This is a genomic window from Streptomyces sp. NPDC002784, assembly GCF_053592135.1.
Genome location: NZ_JBSFVD010000024.1, coordinates 46,940 through 68,053 on the forward strand (window position 1 = coordinate 46,940; position 21,114 = coordinate 68,053).

At 72.2% G+C, this 21,114-nt stretch carries 16 protein-coding genes; 14 read left to right on the forward strand and 2 right to left on the reverse strand.

The window, feature by feature from the left end; all coding sequences use genetic code 11:
- Positions 1 to 2 precede the first annotated feature (2 nt).
- From ACWD1Z_RS30580 to ACWD1Z_RS30640, 13 genes are all read left to right on the forward strand, one after another.
- Positions 3 to 701, forward strand: coding sequence for an SDR family oxidoreductase (locus ACWD1Z_RS30580; RefSeq protein ID WP_451122984.1), 699 nt, complete (start codon positions 3 to 5; stop codon positions 699 to 701).
- 84 nt (positions 702 to 785) lie between these two features.
- Positions 786 to 1,787, forward strand: coding sequence for a methionine synthase (locus ACWD1Z_RS30585; protein ID WP_451122986.1), 1,002 nt, complete (start codon positions 786 to 788; stop codon positions 1,785 to 1,787).
- Between the two features lie 15 nt (positions 1,788 to 1,802).
- Positions 1,803 to 3,995: an NAD-dependent DNA ligase LigA gene (ligA, locus tag ACWD1Z_RS30590; RefSeq protein ID WP_451122988.1), complete on the forward strand. Its 2,193-nt coding sequence runs from the start codon at positions 1,803 to 1,805 to the stop codon at positions 3,993 to 3,995.
- A 267-nt stretch (positions 3,996 to 4,262) separates the two neighbouring features.
- A complete protein-coding gene (locus ACWD1Z_RS30595) occupies positions 4,263 to 6,476 on the forward strand; it encodes a putative bifunctional diguanylate cyclase/phosphodiesterase (protein WP_451122990.1) in 2,214 nt (737 codons plus the stop codon).
- A 166-nt stretch (positions 6,477 to 6,642) separates the two neighbouring features.
- The gene (gene gatC, locus ACWD1Z_RS30600) at positions 6,643 to 6,939 is read left to right on the forward strand and encodes an Asp-tRNA(Asn)/Glu-tRNA(Gln) amidotransferase subunit GatC (protein WP_007384860.1); all 297 of its coding nucleotides are present in this window, start codon (positions 6,643 to 6,645) and stop codon (positions 6,937 to 6,939) included.
- 4 nt (positions 6,940 to 6,943) lie between these two features.
- Entirely contained in the window at positions 6,944 to 8,437 is a 1,494-nt protein-coding gene (gene gatA / locus ACWD1Z_RS30605; protein WP_451122992.1) for an Asp-tRNA(Asn)/Glu-tRNA(Gln) amidotransferase subunit GatA, read from the forward strand.
- On the forward strand, positions 8,434 to 8,673 hold the full coding sequence (locus ACWD1Z_RS30610) for a hypothetical protein (protein ID WP_386504686.1): 240 nt from the start codon (positions 8,434 to 8,436) through the stop codon (positions 8,671 to 8,673). The genes gatA and ACWD1Z_RS30610 overlap by 4 nt, the downstream gene beginning before the upstream one ends.
- A 12-nt stretch (positions 8,674 to 8,685) precedes the next feature.
- On the forward strand, positions 8,686 to 10,203 hold the full coding sequence (gene gatB / locus ACWD1Z_RS30615; protein ID WP_451123033.1) for an Asp-tRNA(Asn)/Glu-tRNA(Gln) amidotransferase subunit GatB: 1,518 nt from the start codon (positions 8,686 to 8,688) through the stop codon (positions 10,201 to 10,203).
- Between the two features lie 337 nt (positions 10,204 to 10,540).
- Positions 10,541 to 12,784, forward strand: a complete 2,244-nt coding sequence (locus ACWD1Z_RS30620; RefSeq protein ID WP_451122994.1) for an MMPL family transporter — start codon at positions 10,541 to 10,543, stop codon at positions 12,782 to 12,784.
- A complete protein-coding gene (locus ACWD1Z_RS30625; RefSeq protein ID WP_451122996.1) occupies positions 12,762 to 13,337 on the forward strand; it encodes a GNAT family N-acetyltransferase in 576 nt (191 codons plus the stop codon). The genes ACWD1Z_RS30620 and ACWD1Z_RS30625 overlap by 23 nt, the downstream gene beginning before the upstream one ends.
- A gap of 35 nt (positions 13,338 to 13,372) precedes the next feature.
- Positions 13,373 to 13,900, forward strand: a complete 528-nt coding sequence (locus ACWD1Z_RS30630) for a hypothetical protein (RefSeq protein WP_451122998.1) — start codon at positions 13,373 to 13,375, stop codon at positions 13,898 to 13,900.
- A gap of 188 nt (positions 13,901 to 14,088) precedes the next feature.
- Entirely contained in the window at positions 14,089 to 14,274 is a 186-nt protein-coding gene (locus ACWD1Z_RS30635) for a hypothetical protein (protein WP_451123000.1), read from the forward strand.
- A gap of 65 nt (positions 14,275 to 14,339) precedes the next feature.
- Positions 14,340 to 17,399: a helix-turn-helix transcriptional regulator gene (locus ACWD1Z_RS30640; RefSeq protein WP_451123002.1), complete on the forward strand. Its 3,060-nt coding sequence runs from the start codon at positions 14,340 to 14,342 to the stop codon at positions 17,397 to 17,399.
- Between the two features lie 19 nt (positions 17,400 to 17,418).
- On the opposite strand, the gene ACWD1Z_RS30645 is transcribed toward ACWD1Z_RS30640, so the two are convergent.
- Positions 17,419 to 18,624, reverse strand: a complete 1,206-nt coding sequence (locus ACWD1Z_RS30645; protein ID WP_451123004.1) for a PQQ-dependent sugar dehydrogenase — start codon at positions 18,622 to 18,624, stop codon at positions 17,419 to 17,421.
- Positions 18,625 to 18,728: 104 nt separating this feature from the next.
- Positions 18,729 to 19,727 carry an aldo/keto reductase gene (locus ACWD1Z_RS30650; protein ID WP_451123006.1) on the reverse strand — a complete coding sequence of 333 codons (999 nt, stop codon included), beginning with the start codon at positions 19,725 to 19,727 and terminating at the stop codon, positions 18,729 to 18,731.
- Between the two features lie 76 nt (positions 19,728 to 19,803).
- Here ACWD1Z_RS30650 and ACWD1Z_RS30655 point away from each other — a divergent pair, with 76 nt between their 5' ends.
- Positions 19,804 to 20,778, forward strand: coding sequence for a 2-hydroxyacid dehydrogenase (locus ACWD1Z_RS30655; RefSeq protein WP_451123008.1), 975 nt, complete (start codon positions 19,804 to 19,806; stop codon positions 20,776 to 20,778).
- Positions 20,779 to 21,114: the final 336 nt, after the last annotated feature.

The following is a 21,114-nucleotide window of genomic DNA, read 5'->3' on the forward strand; positions in this document are numbered from 1 at the left end:
CCATGGCCGGCATGGCTACTCATGTGATCACCGGGGCCGGTTCCGGCATCGGCGCGGCCGTGGCGCGCCGGCTGCACGCGCGCGGGGACGACCTCGTGCTGCACGCGCGTGACGCGGGGCGGGCGAAGGAGCTGGCGGCCCGGTTCCCCGGGGCGAGGACGCTGGTGGGCGATCTCGCCGACCCCGACAAGCTGTCCTGGGCCTTCTCGCACCAGTCGCTCCCGGACCGGGTGGACTCGCTGCTGCACATCGCGGGCGTGGTGGACCTGGGCCGGGTGGGCGACCTGACCCCCAAGTCCTGGCGCCACCAGCTGAACGTCAACCTCGTCGCGCCCGCGGAACTGACCCGGCACTTCCTGCCGCAGCTGCGGACCACGCGGGGCCACGTGGTGTTCGTGAACTCCGGCGCGGGCCTGAACGCACACGCCGACTGGTCCGCCTACGCCGCCTCCAAGCACGGTCTGAAGGCGCTGGCGGACGCGCTGCGGCAGGAGGAACACGCGAACGGCGTCCGCGTCACGTCGGTCTACCCCGGCCGCACGGCGAGCCCGATGCAGGCGAAGGTCCACCAGCAGGAGGGCAAGGAGTACGACGCGTCGCAGTGGATCGACCCGGAGTCGGTGGCGACGACGATCCTGACGGCCCTGGACCTGCCCAGAGACGCGGAGATCAACGACGTGACGGTCCGCCCCGGCCGCTGACCGACCGGGCGGCCCCGGCGGGGCGAAGCGGGCCGGGGTACGCGGCGGTGCTCCCGCCGCCCCCTCCTACGTAGGCTTCCCTCCGTGAACGCACACTTCAGCTTCGCCCCCGCCACCGGCGTCGGCTCCCTGCCCGGCGGCGACGCCCGGGAGGCCGCCAAGACGGTCATCGGGTCCTTCGAGGACTTCCCGCACCTCGCCGAACTGCCCGCCCGGGGCCCCGGCGCCGACATGATCGGCCGTACCGCGGGCCTGCTCGTCGAGCTGTACGCGCGCGTGGAGCCCAGTGGATGGCGCCTCGGGGACCGGCCCGGCAGGGACACCAGGCGCGCCCGGTCCTGGCTCGTCGAAGACCTCGACGCGCTGGAGGAGTTCACCCAGGGGTACACGGGGCAGGTCAAGGTGCAGGCCGTCGGGCCCTGGACCCTCGCCGCCGCGCTGGAGCTCAGGAACGGCGAGTCGGCCCTCTCCGACCCCGGCGCCTGCCGCGACCTCACCGCCTCCCTCACCGAGGGCCTGCGCCTCCATCTCGCGGAGGTCCAGCGCCGCATCCCCGGCGCCCAGCTCGTCCTCCAGCTCGACGAACCCTCCCTCACGGCGGTCCTGCGCGGGCACGTCAAGACCGCCAGCGGGTACCGCACCCACCGTGCCGTGGACCGGCAGATCGTCGAGGCCGCGCTGCGCGAGACCGTCGGGGTGCACGCCGGCGGACCCGTCGTGGTCCACTCGTGCGCACCGGACGTCCCGTTCGCCCTGCTGCGCCGAGCGGGCGCCGCGGCGGTGTCGTTCGACGCCGCGCTCCTCACCGAGCGTGACGACGACACGATCGGTGAGGCGGTGGAGGCGGGCACCCGGCTGTTCGCCGGTGTCGTCCCGGGCACGGACGGCCCGTTGTCAGACCCTGCCGGTAGCGTCATGGGTGTCAGGACGCTGTGGCGCAGGCTGGAGCTGCGACCGGGGCTCCTCGCGGAGTCCGTCACGATCACCCCGGCGTGCGGACTGGCGGGCGCGTCCCCCGAGTACGCCCGCAAGGCCCTCGCCCACTGCGTCCGGGCGGCGAGATCCCTCGCGGACAACCCAGAGTAACGGGAGGACAACACGGTGGCCGGCGACAAGCAAGCGGAGACGACGGTGCCCGCCGAGGCGCGGGAACAGCACGCCAAGCTCGCTGAGCAGATCGAGGAGCACCGCTTCCGGTACTACGTGAAGGACGCCCCCGTCGTCAGCGACGCGGAGTTCGACAAGCTCCTGCGCTCGCTGGAGGCGCTGGAGGAGGAGTATCCGGAGCTGCGCACCCCCGACTCGCCGACCCAGAAGGTCGCGGGGGCGTACGCGACGGACTTCACCGCCGTCCAGCACCGGCAGCGCATGCTCTCCCTGGACAACGCCTTCGACGACCTGGAGCTGGCCGCCTGGGCCGAGCGCGTCCACAAGGACGTCGGCACCTCCGCGTACCACTTCCTGTGCGAGCTGAAGGTCGACGGCCTCGCCGTGAACCTGACCTACGAGCACGGCCGGCTCACCCGCGCGGCGACCCGGGGCGACGGCCGCACGGGCGAGGACATCACGCCCAATGTCCGGACGATCGCGGAGATCCCGGACCGGCTGACCGGTGACAGCGTCCCGGACCTCGTCGAGATCCGCGGCGAGGTCTACTTCCCGATGGAGAAGTTCGAGGAGCTCAACGCCCGTCTGGTGGAGGCCGGCGACAAGCCCTTCGCCAACCCGCGCAACGCCGCCGCCGGTTCGCTGCGCCAGAAGGACCCGCGCGTCACCGCCACCCGCCCGCTGCACATGGTCGTCCACGGCATCGGCGCCCTGGAGGGCGGCGACGGCCTCACCCGCCTCTCCCAGGCGTACGACCTGCTCAAGACGTGGGGACTGCCCACCTCCCGGCACAACAAGGTGGTCGGCGACCTCGACGGCGTCCGGGAGTTCATCGCCCACTTCGGCGAGCACCGGCACTCGGTCGAGCACGAGATCGACGGAGTCGTCGTCAAGCTCGACGAGATCCCGCTCCAGGGCCGCCTCGGCTCCACCTCGCGCGCGCCGCGCTGGGCCATCGCGTACAAGTACGCGCCGGAGGAGGTCAACACCAAGCTGGTCAACATCCGGGTGGGCGTCGGCCGTACGGGCCGGATCACGCCGTACGCCCAGGTCGAGCCGGTGACGGTGGCCGGCTCGGAGGTCGAGTTCGCCACCCTGCACAACCAGGACGTGGTCAAGGCCAAGGGCGTGCTCATCGGGGACACCGTGGTGCTGCGCAAGGCCGGTGACGTCATCCCGGAGATCCTCGGCCCGGTCGTGGACCTGCGCGACGGCAGCGAGCGCGAGTTCGTGATGCCGAGCGAGTGCCCCGAGTGCGGCACGGCGCTGCGGCCCATGAAGGAGGGCGACGTCGACCTGCGCTGCCCGAACGCGCGCACCTGCCCGGCCCAGCTGCGCGAGCGCCTGTTCTACCTCGCGGGCCGCAAGTCGCTGGACATCGAGCACTTCGGGTACGTCGCCGCGGCCGCCCTCACCAAGCCGCTGGAGCCCGAGGACCCGCCGCTGGCCGACGAGGGCGATCTGTTCGACCTCACCATCGAGCGGCTGCTGCCCATCAAGGCGTACGTCCTCGACCAGGACAGCGGCCTGCCCAAGCGGGACCCGAAGACCGGCGAGGAGAAGGTCGCCCGGGTCTTCGCCAACCAGCAGGGCGAGGCCAAGAAGAACGCGCTTGCCATGCTGGAGAACATCCAGGCGGCCAAGGAGCGCCCGCTCGCCCGGGTCCTCACGGGCCTGTCGATCCGTCACGTGGGCCCGGTCGCCGCCGAGGCGCTGGCCCGTGAATTCCGCTCGATCGAGCGGATCGAGCAGGCGAGCGAGGAGGAGCTGGCGGCCACCGACGGCGTCGGCGCGATCATCGCCGCCTCCCTCAAGGAGTGGTTCGCCGAGGAGTGGCACCAGGAGATCCTCCGCAAGTGGCGGGCGGCCGGTGTCCGCATGGAGGAGGAGGGCTCCGGCGAGGACCAGGGCCCGCGCCCGCTCGAAGGGCTCACCGTGGTCGTGACCGGCACCCTGGAGCGCTTCACCCGGGACGGCGCCAAGGAGGCGCTGCAGACCCGTGGAGCGAAAGTGACCGGTTCGGTCTCGAAGAAGACGTCCTTCGTGGTGGTGGGGGAGAATCCCGGTTCGAAATACGACAAGGCGATGCAGCTCAAGGTGCCTGTTCTGAACGAGGACGGCTTCGACGTCCTGCTGGAACAGGGTCCCGAGGCGGCGGCCGACGTCGCGCTTCCCACCGAGGAGTAGGGGGCGGCAGCGGTTGAAGGCCACCCGATCGGCGCATATCAGATGCATACGGGTGGCCGGGGCGCATTCGGGCAACCGTCGACGACCGCTGCCCGTGGAAGCCATCTGCGGCCTACTGTTGAGATGTGCGCCTGCCGTGCCCAGCTGCGGTCGGGGCATTCCCTTGCTCATCATGAGCCGGGGGAAGGGTTTTCCAACGCGGTGCCGCCCGGTCGTCGGGCCACGGGCCGCGTGGCGTGGGCACCGCCGGCTGTGAGAGGGACGGGAATGGAACCGACCGAGAGCGCCGCCCCGGACTCACGGCTGCGCCTGCGCCGGGTCACCGGCTCCCGGCGCACGAGCCGCTGGTCCGGGCGGCCCGGCGCGGTACCGCTCAGCGGGGCGGCCGGCCTCGGCGCCGCCCAGCTCACCGTCGAGCGCGTCCCCGGTCTGCCGGAGAGCGAGACGGAACGGCACCTGTCGTGGCCCGCGCTGCCCGCGGGCGTCGTGGCGTCGGCGGGCTTCGTGCTCGGCGCCGGGTTCTACCGCGCCTTCACCGACGGCCACGCCCTCTTCCCGTCCGGCACCGTCGGCTGGTCGCTGGCGGTGCTCACCGGCATCATCGTCGGCCACCTCGTCGCCCTCGGCCGGGCCCGCTGGTGGGGCGGCACCGGCTCCGGCGCCGCCCTCACCCTCGCCGTCCTGATGCTCTTCGGCTGGCTGCCCGCCGGCATGGTCAGCCTCACCGTCGTCGTGCTGGTCGGCGCAGCCCGCCGCCACCGCTGGCGGCAGGGTGTCCTGCACGGCTCGGTGGACATCCTCGGCATCGCCGCCGGGGCCCTGGTGCTCGCCGCGTTCGGCCGGGTGCCGTCCGTCGAGAACCCCTGGAACCCGGACACCTGGACCTTCTACACCGCCCCCGAGGTGGTGCTGGTCGCCGTCGCCTACCTCGCCGTCAGCCGCACCCTGCTGTGGTACCTCCACGCCCCGCGCACCGCAGGAGTGCCCACCGTCGCCCGCACCGCCCTGGTCAGACAGGGTCTGGTCGCGGTCGCCCTGCTCGGCATCGCCCCGCTGGTCTGCGTCGTCGCCATGTCCAAGCCGGTGCTGCTGCCGCTGTTCGCCATCCCGCTGATCGCCCTCGACTCCACCCTGTGGATAGCCCGGGCGCGCGCCGAGGAGCAACTGCGCGACCCGCTGACCGGACTGCCCAACCGGCAGTGGCTGCTGGAGCGGATCTGGACCGCGCTCGACGACGCCGAGCGGATCGACGCCCGGTCCGCACTGATGCTGATCGACCTGGACCGCTTCCGTTCGGTCAATGACACCCTCGGTCATCTGGCCGGGGACCGGCTGCTGCTCCAGATAGCCGACCGGCTCCGGCTGGCGCTGCCCCGCGGCGCCGAGGCCGCCCGCCTCGGCGGCGACGAGTTCGCCGTCTTACTGCCGGTCGCCGACTCCACGACGTCCGCGACCCGGGTCGCCCGCAGTCTGGTCGCCGACCTCAGCTCCCCGCTCGACCTCGACGGCCTCACCCTGGTCCTGGAGGCCAGTGCCGGCGTCGCCGTCTTCCCCGACCACGCCCTGGACGCCGAGGGCCTGCTGCGCCGCGCGGACGTGGCGATGTACCAGGCGAAGCGGGACCGTACCGGCGTGGAGGTGTACGAGTCCAAGCGGGACTCCAACACCCCCGACCGGCTCGGACTCCTCGGCGATCTGCGCCGGGCGCTGGACGCGCACGAGGTGCAGCTGCACTACCAGCCCAAGGTCCGCTTCGACGGCCAGGTGGCCGGCCTGGAGGCGCTGGTGCGCTGGGTGCACCCGGAGCGCGGGCAGGTGCCGCCGGACGAGTTCATAGCCATCGCCGAGTCCTCCGGGCTGATGCCCTATCTGACCGAGTACGTGCTGGACACGGCGCTCGGACAGGTCGCCAAGTGGCGGGCGCAGGGCCTGTTCGTCCCGGTCGCCGTCAACGTCTCCCCGCGCGACGTCCACACCCCGGGCTTCGCCGGATCGGTCGCCGCCCGGCTCGCCCGGCACGGCGTCCCCGCGGGAGCGCTCCAACTGGAAATCACCGAGCACGTCCTGCTGGAGGACCCGCAGCGCGCCGCCGACACCCTCGCGGGACTGACCGGGCACGGCGTGAAGATGTCCCTGGACGACTTCGGCACGGGGTACTCGTCCCTCGTGCACCTCAGGCGGCTCCCGGTGAGCGAGCTGAAGATCGACCGCTCGTTCGTGGCCCGCCTCGCCATCGACACCGAGGACGCCGCGATCGTGCGCTGCACGGTGGACCTCGCCCACTCGCTCGGCCTGCTGGTCGTCGCCGAGGGCGTCGAGGACGACGAGACCTGGGAGCGGCTGCGCGACCTGGGCTGCGACGCCGTACAGGGCTGGCTGGTCGCCGCCGCGATGCCTCCCGAGGAGACGACGGCGTGGCTGCGGGCCCGGGGGTCGCGAGGGTGGCAGCGGCCGCGGGCGGCACTGCCGGCGGCCGATTAGCGCGTCCGCGGTTCGTCGGGGGCTGGTCGCGCCCGCGCGGTGGAGCCGCGAAATCGACGCAGTCCCGGGCCCCGTTCCGGGCGCTGTCGAAACCGTTTCCCTGGCACGGGTCCCCGCCCCATAGGATTGGGCCCACACCACACACTCTCACCCAGAGGATCGCTGCATGCCTGGCATCACGCGCGAGGAGGTCGCCCACCTCGCCCGGCTGGCGCGTCTGGAGCTGAAGCCCGAAGAGCTCGAGCACTTCGCGGGACAGCTGGACGACATCATCGGCGCGGTGGCCCGCGTCAGTGAGGTCGCCGACCAAGACGTACCGCCGACCTCGCACCCGCTCCCGCTGACGAACGTCATGCGGGCGGACGAGGTCCGTCCGTCGCTCACCCCCGAGCAGGCGCTCTCCGGCGCCCCGGCCCAGGAGCAGCAGCGTTTCAAGGTGCCGCAGATCCTGGGGGAGGACTAGTCGCATGACGGACATCATCAAGCTCACGGCCGCCGAGACGGCCGCGAAGATCGCCTCCGGCGAGCTCACCGCGGTCCAGGTCACCGAGGCCCACCTCGCGCGCATCGAGGCCGTCGACGAGAAGGTGCACGCCTTCCTGCACGTCGACCGCGAGGGCGCGCTGGCCCAGGCCCGTGCCGTCGACGAGAAGCGGGAGCGCGGCGAGAAGCTCGGCCCGCTGGCCGGCGTACCGCTCGCGCTCAAGGACATCTTCACCACCGAGGGCATCCCGACGACCGTCGGCTCGAAGATGCTCGAGGGCTGGATCCCGCCCTACGACGCCACCGTCACCCAGCGCCTCAAGGCCGCCGACGTCGTCATCCTCGGCAAGACCAACATGGACGAGTTCGCCATGGGGTCCTCCACCGAGAACAGCGCCTACGGCCCGACCGGCAACCCCTGGGACCTCACCAAGATCCCCGGCGGTTCCGGTGGCGGCTCCTCCGCCGCGCTGGCCGCGCACATGGCCCCGCTCGCCATCGGCACCGACACCGGCGGCTCCATCCGCCAGCCGGCCGCCGTCACCGGCACGGTCGGCGTGAAGCCGACGTACGGCTCGGTCTCCCGCTACGGCATGGTCGCCTTCTCCTCCTCCCTCGACCAGGGCGGCCCCTGCGCCCGTACGGTCCTGGACGCGGCCCTGCTGCACGAGGTCATCGCCGGGCACGACCCGATGGACTCCACCTCGATCGACGCCCCGGTCCCGCCGGTCGTCGAGGCCGCCCGCAACGGCAGCGTCGAGGGCATGCGCGTCGGCGTCGTCAAGCAGTTCCGCGGCGAGGGCTACCAGGCCGGTGTCATCCAGCGCTTCGACGAGTCCGTCGCCCTGCTCAAGGAGCTGGGCGCCGAGATCGTCGAGCTGGACTGCCCGTCCTTCGACCTGGCGCTCTCCGCGTACTACCTGATCGCGCCCTCCGAGTGCTCCTCCAACCTCGCCCGCTTCGACGGCCTGCGCTACGGCCTGCGCAGCGGCGACGACGGCACGCACTCCGCCGAGGAGGTCACCTCCCTCACCCGTGAGGCGGGCTTCGGCCCCGAGGTCAAGCGCCGCATCATGCTCGGCACGTACGCCCTGTCGAGCGGCTACTACGACGCCTACTACGGCAGCGCCCAGAAGGTCCGTACGCTCATCAAGCAGGACTTCGACAAGGCGTTCGAGCAGGTCGACGTGATCGTCTCCCCGACGACCCCGACCACCGCCTTCGCGATCGGCGAGCGCGCCGACGACCCGATGGCGATGTACCTCGCCGACCTGTGCACCATCCCGACCAACCTGGCGGGCAACGCGGCCATGTCACTGCCGTGCGGCCTCGCCCCGGAGGACAACCTCCCGGTCGGACTGCAGATCATCGCCCCGGTCATGAAGGACGAGCGCCTCTACAAGGTCGGCGCCGCCGTCGAGGCAGCCTTCGTGGAAAGGTGGGGCCACCCGCTGATCGAGGAGGCTCCGTCGCTGTGAGCGCACTGTCCAAGGCCAAGGGCTTCAAGAGCTCCAAGTCCGGTCTGTACATCTCGATGGCCACGTCGGCCTTCGGTGCCCTGGGTGTCTACAAGCAGATCAAGAAGGCCCGCGGCGACAACGACACGCTGCGGCTGCTCGACGCCGTCGTGACCGGTGCCGCGGTCGTCACCAACCTGGCCATTCTCTACCGCGAGCTGAAGCGGCTGGGCGACGACGACGTCCTGCTGGGCTGAGAGGGAAGTTTCATCGTGACCACCACGACCGACCTGGTGTCGTACGAGGACGCGCTGGCGTCGTACGACCCCGTCATGGGCCTTGAGGTCCATGTCGAACTCGGCACCAAGACCAAGATGTTCTGCGGCTGTTCGACCGCGCTCGGTGCCGACCCGAACACCCAGACCTGCCCGGTCTGCCTCGGCATGCCCGGCGCGCTCCCGGTCGTCAACGCGACCGGTGTCGAGTCCGCCATCAAGATCGGTCTCGCGCTGAACTGCGAGATCGCCGAGTGGTGCCGCTTCGCCCGGAAGAACTACTTCTATCCGGACATGCCGAAGAACTTCCAGACCTCCCAGTACGACGAGCCGATCGCCTTCAACGGCTACCTCGACGTACAGCTGGAGGACGGCGAGACCTTCCGCGTGGAGATCGAGCGCGCCCACATGGAGGAGGACACCGGCAAGTCGACGCACGTCGGCGGTGCCACGGGCCGTATCCACGGCGCCTCGCACTCGCTGCTGGACTACAACCGCGCCGGCATCCCGCTCATCGAGATCGTCACCAAGCCGATCGAGGGTGCGGGCGAGCGCGCTCCCGAGGTCGCCCGGGCGTACGTCCGTGAGCTGCGCGAGCTGATCCGGGCGCTCGGTGTCTCCGAGGCCCGGATGGAGATGGGCCAGATGCGCTGCGACGTGAACCTGTCGCTGCGCCCGCACGGCACCGAGAAGTTCGGCACGCGGTCGGAGACGAAGAACGTCAACTCGCTGCGGTCCGTGGAGCGTGCGGCCCGCTTCGAGATCCAGCGGCACGCGGCCGTGCTGTCCTCCGGCGGCACGATCATCCAGGAGACCCGCCACTTCCACGAGGACACCGGGTCGACGACCTCGGGCCGCGTGAAGGAGGAGGCCGAGGACTACCGGTACTTCCCGGAGCCCGACCTGGTGCCGGTCGCCCCGTCCCGTGACTGGGTCGAGGAGATCCGTGCCGGGCTGCCGGAGCTGCCGCTGGTGCGCCGCAACCGGCTGCGTGAGGAGTGGGGGATCTCCGCCACCGACATGCAGTCGATCCTCAACGCCGGTGCGCTGGACCCGATCGTCGCCACCATCGACGCCGGTGCCGACGCCGCCTCCGCCCGCAAGTGGTGGATGGGCGAACTCGCCCGCAGCGCCAACGAGTCGGGCACCTCGCTCGACGAGCTGGCGATCACCCCGGCGCAGGTCGCCCGGGTCACCGAGCTCGTCGCCAAGGGTGACCTGAACGACAAGCTGGCCCGTCAGGTCATCGAGGGCGTCCTCGCGGGCGAGGGCACCCCGGACGAGGTCGTCGACAAGCGCGGTCTGAAGGTCGTCTCCGACGAGGGCGCCCTGACGACCGCCGTGGAGGAGGCCATCGCCGGCAACCCGGCCATCGCGGACAAGATCCGCGGCGGCAAGGTGGCCGCGGCCGGTGCCCTGGTCGGCGCGGTCATGAAGGCGACCCGGGGGCAGGCCGACGCGGCGCGCGTCAAGGAGCTGATCCTGGAGAAGCTGGGCGTCAGCGAGGGCTGACGGCCCTTTGTCCCGTGCCCCAGGGGGATGCATCGCAGCCGATGCATCCCCCTGGGTGCGTCCGGAGACACCTCCGCCGCCGGTGCGCTGTGGCTGCTGATCGCCGGGGTGACGGTGATGGCGTTCGGGACCAGTTCGACTGACCTGACACAGCGGCCGTTACTGTCCTGTGATCCGTCTCCCATTCCTGTGAATAAGCCCACGAACCCATCAAAGGATCACGTTCGGCTGTAAGAGTGGTGCTCGCATTGCTCATGCGTTCTTTGCGGGTTGTTCACCTCATGAACCGCTGTTCCCGGTCAAAGATCCATAAATCGCACTCCTGGGAGCACGTTTCGTGGCAGCCCTCGCCCGCTGGTGTGTCCAGCGCCGCCTCGTCGCCGTTCTGCTGTGGCTCCTCGCCCTCGGCGCGGTGAGCGCGGCGGCCGTCGCCGCGGGCACCGCGTACTCCAACGACTACGAGGTCGCCGGCACCGAGTCCGGCCGTGCCACCCAGCTCCTCGAGGACGGCTTCCGGGGCCTCGGCGGCGACAGCAACACCGTCGTCTGGCACACCGACGCCGGCACCGTGCGGGCCGCCGACGTCCAGCAGACGATGAACCGGGCCCTGGAGGAGATCGCCGAGCTGCCCGGCGTGGCCTCCGTGACCGGCCCCTACGGCGACCAGGGCGCGGCCCAGTTCAGCGCGCACGGACGGACCGCCTACGCCACGGTCACCTTCGAGGACCGGGCCGAGAACATCGACCCCGCCGAGGTGCGGGCGGTCGTCGACATCGCCGGGGAAGCCGAGGCCGACGGGCTCCGGGTGGAGCTGGGGGGCACCGCGATCGGGCTCACCGAGTCCTCCGGCGGCCATCTCGCCGAGGTGGTCGGGGTGGCCGTCGCCGCGGTCGTCCTCTTCCTCGCCTTCGGCTCGCTCGCCGCCTCCGTGCTGCCCATCGCCACCGCCCTGGTCAGCGTCGGCACCGCCTACGCCGGGACCGTGCTGCTCGGGCACGTCATGACCGTCGCCGACTTCGCGCCCATGCTCGGCATGCTGATCGGGCTCGGCGTCGGCATCGACTACGCGCTGTTCATCGTCACCCGGCACCGGCGCGGCCTGAAGCGCGGACTGGACGTCACCGAGTCGATCACCCAGGCCGTCGCGACCACCGGACGGGCGGTCGTGTTCGCGGGTGCCACCGTTTGCATCGCCCTGCTGGGCATGCTGATACTGCGGCTGAACTTCCTCAATGGCGTCGCCGTCGCGGCCTCGCTGACCGTGGTGCTCACCGTCGCGGCCTCCGTGACCCTGCTGCCGGCCCTGCTGTCCTTCATCGGCCCGCGCGCCCTCAGCCGCCGCGAACGGCGCAGGCTCGTCGAGCACGGGCCCGAACCCGAGCTGCCGACCGGGTTCGCCGCCCGCTGGTCGGCGTTCGTCGAGCGCCACCCCAAGCTGCTCGGCGCCCTCGCCCTGGTCGTCATCACGATCCTCGCCCTGCCCACCCTCTCGCTCCGCCTGGGCACCTCCGACCAGGGCAACAACCCGGACACCGCCACCACCCGGCAGGCCTACGACCTGCTCGCCGACGGCTTCGGCCCCGGCGCCAACGGCCCGCTGACCCTGGTGACCCAGGTCGACAGCGGCGACGACAAGCTCGCCCTGGACGGCCTCGACGCCACCCTGCGCACCACCGAGGGCGTCGCCGCGGTGACCCCGGTGACCTTCAACGCGGCCGGCGACACCGCGTACCTCACGGTCGTCCCCGAGTCCTCGCCGCAGTCCCGCTCCACCAGCGACCTCGTCGAGCGGCTCCGCTCCGAGGTGCTCCCGCGCGCGGAGACCGGCACCTCGCTCGATGTGCAGGTCGGCGGGGTGACGGCCGGCTACGACGACTTCGCCGACGTCATCGTCGGCAAGCTGCCCCTGTTCGTGGGCGTCGTCGTCGGACTCGGCTGTCTGCTGCTCCTGCTCGCCTTCCGGTCCATCGGCATCCCGCTGAAGGCCGCCGCGATGAACATCGCCGCCGTCGCCGCCTCCTTCGGCATCGTCGTCGCCGTCTTCCAGTGGGGCTGGGGGAGCGAGCTGCTCGGTCTCGGCCGCGCCGGGCCGATCGAGCCCTTCCTCCCGGTGATCATGGTGTCCGTGCTCTTCGGGCTCTCCATGGACTACCAGGTGTTCCTGGTCAGCCGGATGTACGAGGAGTGGCTGGAGACCGGGGACAACCGGCGGGCCGTACGGATCGGCCTCGCCGAGACCAGCCGGGTCATCAACTCCGCCGCGGTCATCATGATCTCGGTCTTCCTCGCCTTCGTGCTCAGCGGCGACCGGGTGATCGCCATGTTCGGCATCGCGCTCGCCGCCGCCGTCGCCCTGGACGCCTTCGTGCTGCGCACCCTGCTCGTGCCCGCCCTCATGCACCTGCTCGGCGGCGCCAACTGGTGGCTGCCGCGCCGGCTGGACGCCTGGCTGCCCCGGATCAGCATCGAGCCGCCCGAGGCGCGCGCCGCCCATGAGAGGCTGGCCGCTGCGACGGACGCCGAGATGGCGGACGTACTGGCGAAGGAGCAGCGGCAGGATGTACGCGATATCGCTGGGTGACGACGGCGCCGAACTGCGGCCCCTGGAGCCCTGGCACGCCGAGGAGTTCCTCGCGCACCTGGAGCGCGGCCGGGAGTTCATCAACCAGTACGTCCCGTTCGGCTCGAAGGCCGAGGACACCGCCGGTGCGCGCGAGGTCCTCCAGCGGTACGCCGACATGCGGGCCGCCGACACCGGGTCCCTGCACGGGCTGTGGCTGGACGGGAAGCTGGTCGGCGGGGTGCTCTTCCTGAACTTCGACGCCGTCAGCCGCAACTGCGAGGTCGGGTGCTGGCTGGAACCGGCCGCGACCGGACGCGGCCTCGTCACCCGCGCGATGCGGACGCTCCTGGACTGGGCGTTCGGCGCGCGCGGCATGCACCGCGTGGAATGGCACGCGGCGGCGGCCAATGAGCCCAGCATCAACGTGGCGCGGCGGCTCGGCATGACCCGGGAGGGCGTCCTGCGGGAGAACTATCCTCACCGGGGCGTCCGCCACGACACCGAGGTGTGGGCGATCCTCGCCGCCGAGTGGGCGCACGCACGCGCGCGTACCGCTCACAAGGATCATTAAGAAACCTCTCAGACAGCCTCCGTACGGTGCGAGACATGGGAACGAAGACAGTGGACGTGACGAAGACAGCCGAGGAGCCGGAGGCCGTCGAGGCCACCGAGCCCGACGACGAAGTGACGGACGAGGTGACGGAGGCCGAGGCCGCCGCCACCACCAAGGACGGGGGCACATCCTTCGTCGGACAGGGCGCCGGCGCCGTCGTCTCCGCGGCGCTCGGCCTGGTGTCGCTGACGGGTGGCTGGATCGGTACGGTCGCCGCCGCGCGCGAGACCCTCATCGGCCAGCTGGAGACCTCCTCCAGCGCGACCGTCGCCCAGCAGGTCCAGCAGGTCTACGGTGACGCCTGGCAGACCACCGCCCTGTGGGCGGGCCTGTTCGCGCTCATCGCCCTGATCGCCGGCGTCTTCGTGCTGGCCCGGCCCGCCTTCGGCGTCCCCGGCGAGCCGCAGCCCGTGTGGATCAAGTCGGTCGCCTGGGGCGGCGTCGCGCTCGGTGTGATCGGCCTGCTGCTGGCCGTACTGAAGTACACCGACGTCCTGCTCGGCCTGCCTTCCACCAGCTGAACCACCGCAGGTCCTGAGGGGTCTTAGAGCGTACGTGAGCACCTTACGGAGCATCTGAGGCCCCTCACCCGCGTCTAAGGCCCCGGGCGCCGCCGAAGATGCGGAACTCTCCCGATGTGGCGGACCCCCCTGGGAGACGAGAGTTGAGGCATCGCAACAAGCGAAGCCGACTCTCCCGAGGGGACACCATGTTCGAGCACGAGCTCTACCGCCTGCGCACCGCCGACCTCATGCACGAGGCCCAGAACGACCGGCTGGCCCGTGAGATCGTCCGCGGCCGCCGCGCCGCCCGCCGGGAAGCGGCCCGCCGAGCCGCCGAGGGCGAGGTGCATACCTCCCGTCTCGGCCGCCTGCGGATCACCCGCACCGCATGACCATCGGGGGACCGGCGCCAGGGCGCACCACGAAAACCGGTGCCCCGCTGTCAGGGCCGCGTGCGATGCTCTGGCCCGTGGAGAACCAGTCCGTCAGCCCGGTGTTCGTCGGTCGTGCCGACGAGGTGCAGATCCTGAACGACGCGCTCGCCCGTGCCGAGGCCGGAGGAACCTCCCCGGCCTTCGGCAGCGGGGGAGAGCCCCAGGCGCTGCTCCTCGGCGGCGAGGCTGGCGTCGGCAAGACCCGCCTCGTCGAGGAGTTCGCCAACCGCGCCGCCCGCGCGGGAGCCGTCGTCGCCCTCGGCGGCTGCGTGGAGATCGGCGCCGACGGGCTGCCCTTCGCGCCCTTCTCCACCGCCCTGCGCGCCCTGCGCCACGAACTTCCCGGGGAACTCGCCGCCGCCGCGGCGGGCCAGGAGGAGGAACTGGCCCGGCTGCTGCCCGAACTCGGCGAGACCGGCTCCCAGCGGCACGACGAGAACGGCATGGCCCGCCTCTTCGAGCTCACCGCCCGGCTGCTGGAGCGCGTCTCCGCCGACCGCACGGTCGTCCTCGTCCTGGAGGACCTGCACTGGGCCGACGCCTCCACCCGCCACCTCCTCGCCTACCTCCTGCGCACCCTGCGCACCGGCCGCCTGGTCGTCCTCGCCACCTACCGCTCCGACGACATCCACCGCCGCCACCCGCTGCGCCCCCTGCTCGCCGAACTCGACCGGCTGCGCACGGTCCGCCGCATCGAACTCGCCCGGTTCAGCCGCGCCGAGGTCGGCCGCCAGATCGCCGGCATCCTCGCCACCGAACCCGACCCGGCCCAGGTCGACGAGATCTTCGAACGCTCCGACGGCAACGCCTTCTTCGTCGAGGAACTCGCCGTCGCCGCCCACGAGGGCTGCTGCACCGGACTCACCGCCTCCCTGCGCGATCTGCTCCTCGTGCGGGTGGAGGCCCTGCCCGAATCCACCCAGCGGGTGGCCCGGATCGTCGCCGAGGGCGGCTCCACCGTGGAGTACCGGCTGCTCGCCGCCGTCGCCCGGCTCGCCGAGGACGATCTCCTGGAGGCGCTGCGGGCCGCCGTCAACGCCAGCATCCTGACCGCCGCGCCCGGCGGCGACGGCTACCGCTTCCGGCACTCCCTGGTCCGCGAGGCGGTCAGCGACGACCTGCTGCCCGGCGAGCGCTCCCGCCTCAACCGCGCCTACGCCGAGGCCCTCCAGGCCGATCCGAGCCTCGTCCCCGCCGACGAACGCGTCATGCGCCTGGCCAGCTACTGGTACCACGCCCACGACCCGGCCAAGGCCCTGCCCGCCGTGCTGGACGCCTCCGTCACCGCCCGCCGCCGGCACGCCTACTCCGAACAACTGCGGCTCCTGGAACGCGCGATGGAGCTGTGGGACTCCGCGCCCGAGGACGTACGGGCCACCCTGCGCCCCGTCGACTACACCGAGGTCTATCCGCCCTGCGGCTGCGACCCCGCCACCACACCCCTGCGCTATCTCGACCTGATGGCCGAGGCCGCCGTCGCCGGACGGCTGTGCGGGGAGCGCGAGCGCGCCCTAAAGATCACCAAGCGAGCGCTGCGTCTGCTCGACGGCGAGGACGACCCCCTGCGGGCCGCGTGGTTCTGGATCCAGCGCTCCCGGCTGGTCCAGGCCCAGGCCCGCGGCGACGGCTGGCAGGAGATCGGCACCGCCCAGGACCTGGTCCGGGGCCTGCCGCCGTCCGAGGTGCACGCCGACGTGCTGGCCACCGCGGCCGCCTGGGCCATGGTCCGGGCACCCGGCCCGGACGCCATGACCGCCGCCGAGCGCGCCGTCGAGTACGCCCGCATGGTGGGCGCCTCCGACATCGAACTGAACGCCCGCCTCACCCTCGGGGTACTGCTCGTCGACGCCGGGGACATCGAGACCGGGCTCGCCCAGATGTACGAGGTGCGGGAGCAGGCGCTGCCGCTCGGACTGCCGTCCGTACTCGGCCGCAGCCACATCAACCTGGCGTCCGTCCTCGAAGGCATCGGCCGCTCCGAGGACGCGGTCGGCATCCTCCGCGAGGGCCTGCGACTCACCCAGGACCGGGGCCTGCGCGACTCGGAGGCCTGGATCTGGGCCAACCTCGCCGAGGCACTGATCTCCCTGGGCCGCTGGGACGAGGCAGCGCAGGCCGCGCTCGCCGCCCAGCGCGTGGGCCAGGTCGCCAAGCCGCGCGGCTGCGCCGCCCACTGCCTCGCCCAGATCGCGCTGGCCCGCGGGCACCTGGACGAGGCCGCCCGGCACCTCGCCGACGGCCGCCTCGCCTACGGCTCCCACGACCCCATGCCGCAGAACGACCTGCCCCTGTCCCGGCTCGCGATAGCCCTCGCGGCCGCCGAGGGCCGCATCCTGGACGCCCGTGCCGAACTCACCCGCGTCCTCGACGCCGGCTTCCAGCCCGGCACCCAGCGCTACGCCTGGCCCCTGCTGCTGGCCGCCGCCACCGCCGAGGCCGACGCCCGGGACCTCCCCGCCGGCGAGGGCCGGGCCGAGACCCTGGAGCGCCTCTTCGACGCGGTGAAGACCCTCACCACCGACGCGCCCATCTGGCGCGCCCACGAGCAGTGGGTCCGCGCGGAACTCCACCGCGCCGAGGGACAGACGCCCCTCGACCTCTGGTCGTCGCTCGTCACCGCCTTCGAGCGGCTCCAGCGGCCCTACGACCTCGCCCGCGTCCGCCACCGGCTCGCCGAGGCCCTGGTGACGGCGGGCGGCGAGGACGACCGGGCCTCGGCGGCGGAACTCCTCCGCCTCGCCCACGCCGTCGCCGACCACCTGGGCGCCCGCCCCCTGGCCGACGAGGCCGCCTCCCTCGCCCGGCGAGCGCGCCTCCCCCTCACGCCCGACGCGCCCCGCCCCGCCGCCGACACCCTCGGCCTCACCAGCCGCGAACGGGACGTCCTGCGGCTGGTCACGGCCGGCCGCACCAACCGCCAGATCGCCGAGGAGCTCTTCATCTCCCCGAAGACGGCCAGCGTCCATGTCTCCAACATCCTCGCCAAGCTGGGCGTCGCGGGGCGGGGCGAGGCCGCGGCGGTGGCGCACCGGATGGGGCTGTTCCCGACGGAGGACGGGGAGCGGGTGGGCGGCGCGGCCTAGGACACCTGCACCTCGCCGCCTAGGACACCTGCACCTCCAGGATCCTGTCGTCCGCGTCCCCCGGTGAGCCCCGGCCGTCGGTGTTGCTCGTCGTCAGCCACAGCTTGTCGCCGCCCGCCGGGACCACCGTGCGCAGCCGGCCGTACTCGCCCTCCAGGAAGGACTGCGGGTCGGCCGCGGCCTCCGTGCCCTTCAGGGGGACGCGCCACAGACGCTCGCCCCTCAGGCCCGCCATCCACACCGAGCCCTCGGCGTAGGCGATGCCGCTGGGGGAGGCGTCGTCCGTCGCCCACTGGGTTATCGGGTTGTGGAACGCCGGGTCGTCCGACTCGCCTTCGGCCTGGGGCCACCCGTAGTTGTCACCCGGCTTGATCGCGTTCAGCTCGTCCCAGGTGTCCTGGCCGAACTCCGCGGCGAACAGGCGCTGTTCGGTGTCCCAGGCCAGGCCCTGCACATTGCGGTGGCCGTACGAGTACACCGGGGAGTCGGGGAAGGGGTTGCCCGGCGCCGGCTCGCCCTCCGGGGTCATCCGCAGGATCTTGCCGCCCAGGGACTTCTTGTCCTGCGAGAGCCCCTCCTCGCCGCTCTCACCCGTGCCCGCGTACAGCATCTTGTCGGGGCCGAAGGCGATCCGGCCGCCGTTGTGGACGAAGCCCTTGGGGATGCCCCTGAAGACGGTGTCCGGGGCGCCCAGTTGCTCACCGGCCGGCTTGTCCTCGTCGACGAGCAGCCGGACGATGCGGTTGTCCGAGGCCGAGGTGAAGTAGGCGTAGACCATGTGGTCCGAGGCGTAGTCCGGGGAGAGCGCGAGGCCCATCAGGCCGCCCTCTCCGGCCGGGGACACCCCGGGCACCTCGCCCAGCTCGGTCTTCTTGCCGCTCTCGGTGTCGACCCGGGTGATGGTGCCCTCGTCACGGGAGGAGACCAGCAGGTCGCCGTCCGGCAGCGGGGCCAGGCCCCACGGGCTCTTCAGACCCTCGGCGACCGTCCGCACCACCTTGGCGGAGCCCTTGGCGGGCGGGGTGTCGTCGGTGGCCCGGGACGAGGGCGGTGCCTGGGAGGCCGCACCGCTGGAGGCCGCGCCGTCACCCGCGCCGGACGAGCCCCCTTCGTCGTCGGAGGAACACCCGGCCGTCAGCAGGAGCGCGGCCGCGGCCAGTACGGCCGACACAGCTCGACGTTGCACGATCATGGTCCCTTCGACGCGGCGGCTTCTCCTTGTCATACACCGCTCGCGCCTCACAGGTTCCCGATCAATGATTCCCGCATCAAGACCGCCCGGCAACCGCCGGATCAGTAACCGCCGGATCAGGCTCGGTAACCGCGGGCTCAGTCCCAGGACCCCCGCGCCCCGGGCAGCGCCCCGACCTCCGCCAGATCCTCCGCCGTGAGCCGCAGCCGCGCCGCCCCCGCGTTCTGCGTCACCCACCGCTCCCGCTTCGCCCCCGGCACCGGCACCACGTGCCGTCCCTGCGCCAGCACCCACGCCAGCGCCACCTGCGCCGGGGTGACGTCTTCCCCATGGCGGCGGGCGATGCGGCGCAGACCGGCCACGATCGGCTGGTTGGCCGCCATCATCTCCGCCGTGAAGCGGGGATGCCGGGCGCGGACGTCGTCCGGCTCGAAGCCCTCGCCCGGCGTCAGCGTGCCGGTGAGGAAGCCGTTGCCCAGCGGCATCGCCGCCAGGAAGCCGATGCCGCGCGCCTCGCACCACGGCAGGAGGGACTCCAGCGCCTCCGGCGACCACACCGACAGCTCCGCCTGCACCGCGCTCACCGGGAAGACCTGCTGCATCCGCCGCAACTGCCGCAGCGTGGCGTCGTGCAGGCGGCTCCCGGACCGGCGACCGCCGCGCGCACCCACCGCGCACATGCCCAACGCCCGTACCTTCCCGGCCCGCACGAGCTCCGCCATCGCCCCCCAGGTCTCCTCGACCGGCACCTCCGGGTCCGCCCGGTGCAGCTGGTACAGGTCGATCACGTCCGTCTGGAGCCGCCGCAGCGACGCGTCGCACGCCCGTTTCACGTACCCGGGGCGGCCGTTGGCCACGATGTGCTGCTCGCCGACCAGCAGCCCGACCTTCGTCGACACGAAGGCGTCCGGCCGGCGTTCCTTCAACACCCGCCCCAGCAACAGCTCGTTGGTGAACGGGCCGTACATGTCGGCCGTGTCCAGCAGCGTCGAGCCCAGATCGAGCGCCCGGTGCACGGCCCGCAGCGACTCGTCACCGCGCTGCCGAGATCCGCTGTACGCCCAGCTCATCGGCATGCACCCGAGTCCGACAGCCCCCACCGCGAGCGCCGCCGCGCCGATCGTCCTGCGCTCCACCTGCCCGTGACCCTCCCTCTTCCGCCACCCCAACCTAACCTCTGCCGTCCCGGGGACCTGACATAGCCTCCGGTGCATGACTGCTGACGTGTGGCTTCCCATCCCGCCGGACGAGATCGAAGGGCTCCCCGAGGGGCCGGACTACCGCTTCTGGAACGGCGCCGAGGACTATCCCGCGGACCCCGCCGCGTGCGCCTTCTACGTCGTCCCCTACATGAAGCCGCCGGGACTCGGACAGCGCCCGCTGCCCCTGATGAGTTCCGTCGAGGTCGTGCAGACGCTGTCCGCCGGCATCGACCACGTCGAGCCCGGACTGCGGCATCTGCGCGCGGGCGTCCGGCTCTGCAACGCGCGCGGGGTGCACGAGGCGAGCACCGCCGAGCTCACGCTCGCGCTGATCCTGGCCTCGCTGCGCGGCATCCCCGACTTCGTGCGCGCCCAGGACAAGGGGGAGTGGCGCGGCGGCTTCCGGCCCGCGCTGGCGGACCAGACCGTGCTCATCGTGGGATACGGCTCGATCGGCGCCGCCATCGAGGACCGGCTCGCGCCGTTCGAGCTCGCGCGGGTGGCGCGCGTCGCGCGCTCCGAGCGCACTACGGAGCGCGGGCCGGTGCATCCACTCACCCGGCTTCCCGCCCTGCTCCCCGAGGCGGACGTCGTCGTGCTCTCCACCCCGCTCACCGAGACCACGCGCCACCTGGTCGACGCCGACTTCCTGGCCCGGATGAAGGACGGGGCGCTGCTGGTGAACATCGCCCGCGGCGGCGTCGTCGACACCAAGGCCCTTCTCGCCGAACTGGAGAGCGGGCGCATCACCGCGGCCCTCGACGTCACCGATCCCGAACCGCTGCCGCCGGGCCACCCTCTGTGGCAGGCTCCGGGCGTGCTCATCAGTCCGCACGTCGGTGGCCCGACATCCGCCTTCATGCCCCGCGCCAAGCGGCTGCTGGTGGAGCAGTTGAGCCGTTTCGTGAACCGGGAGCCGCTGCGCAACGTGATCCTTACGACGGGTGCCGACAGCGGCCCGTTGACCAACGCAACAGCCACGTAACCCGGTTCGGGTACCCTCCGCAACCTTCCGGACGCGGTCCGTACCCGCATCCCCGCTGGTCGTCACGGAGCGTAGAGAACCTATGTCCCTGAGTGACGAGACTGGTGTATCGTCCCGACAGGGGCTGCGCCGCGCACCGTTCGGCGCCGGGGATGGACATTGCAGACTGTGAGGGGGGCGACGGGCGATGCACGGCCTATGGACCAACGATCCGACGCGGCGGGGCCGCCGGCGGCGACCCTGGCGCACGGCCGCGCGCAGGCGCGGCCACCACGGCAGTCTCGGCGGCCACCACAGCCATCACCGCAGGCACAGCAGCCGCCGCAGGCAGGCCCA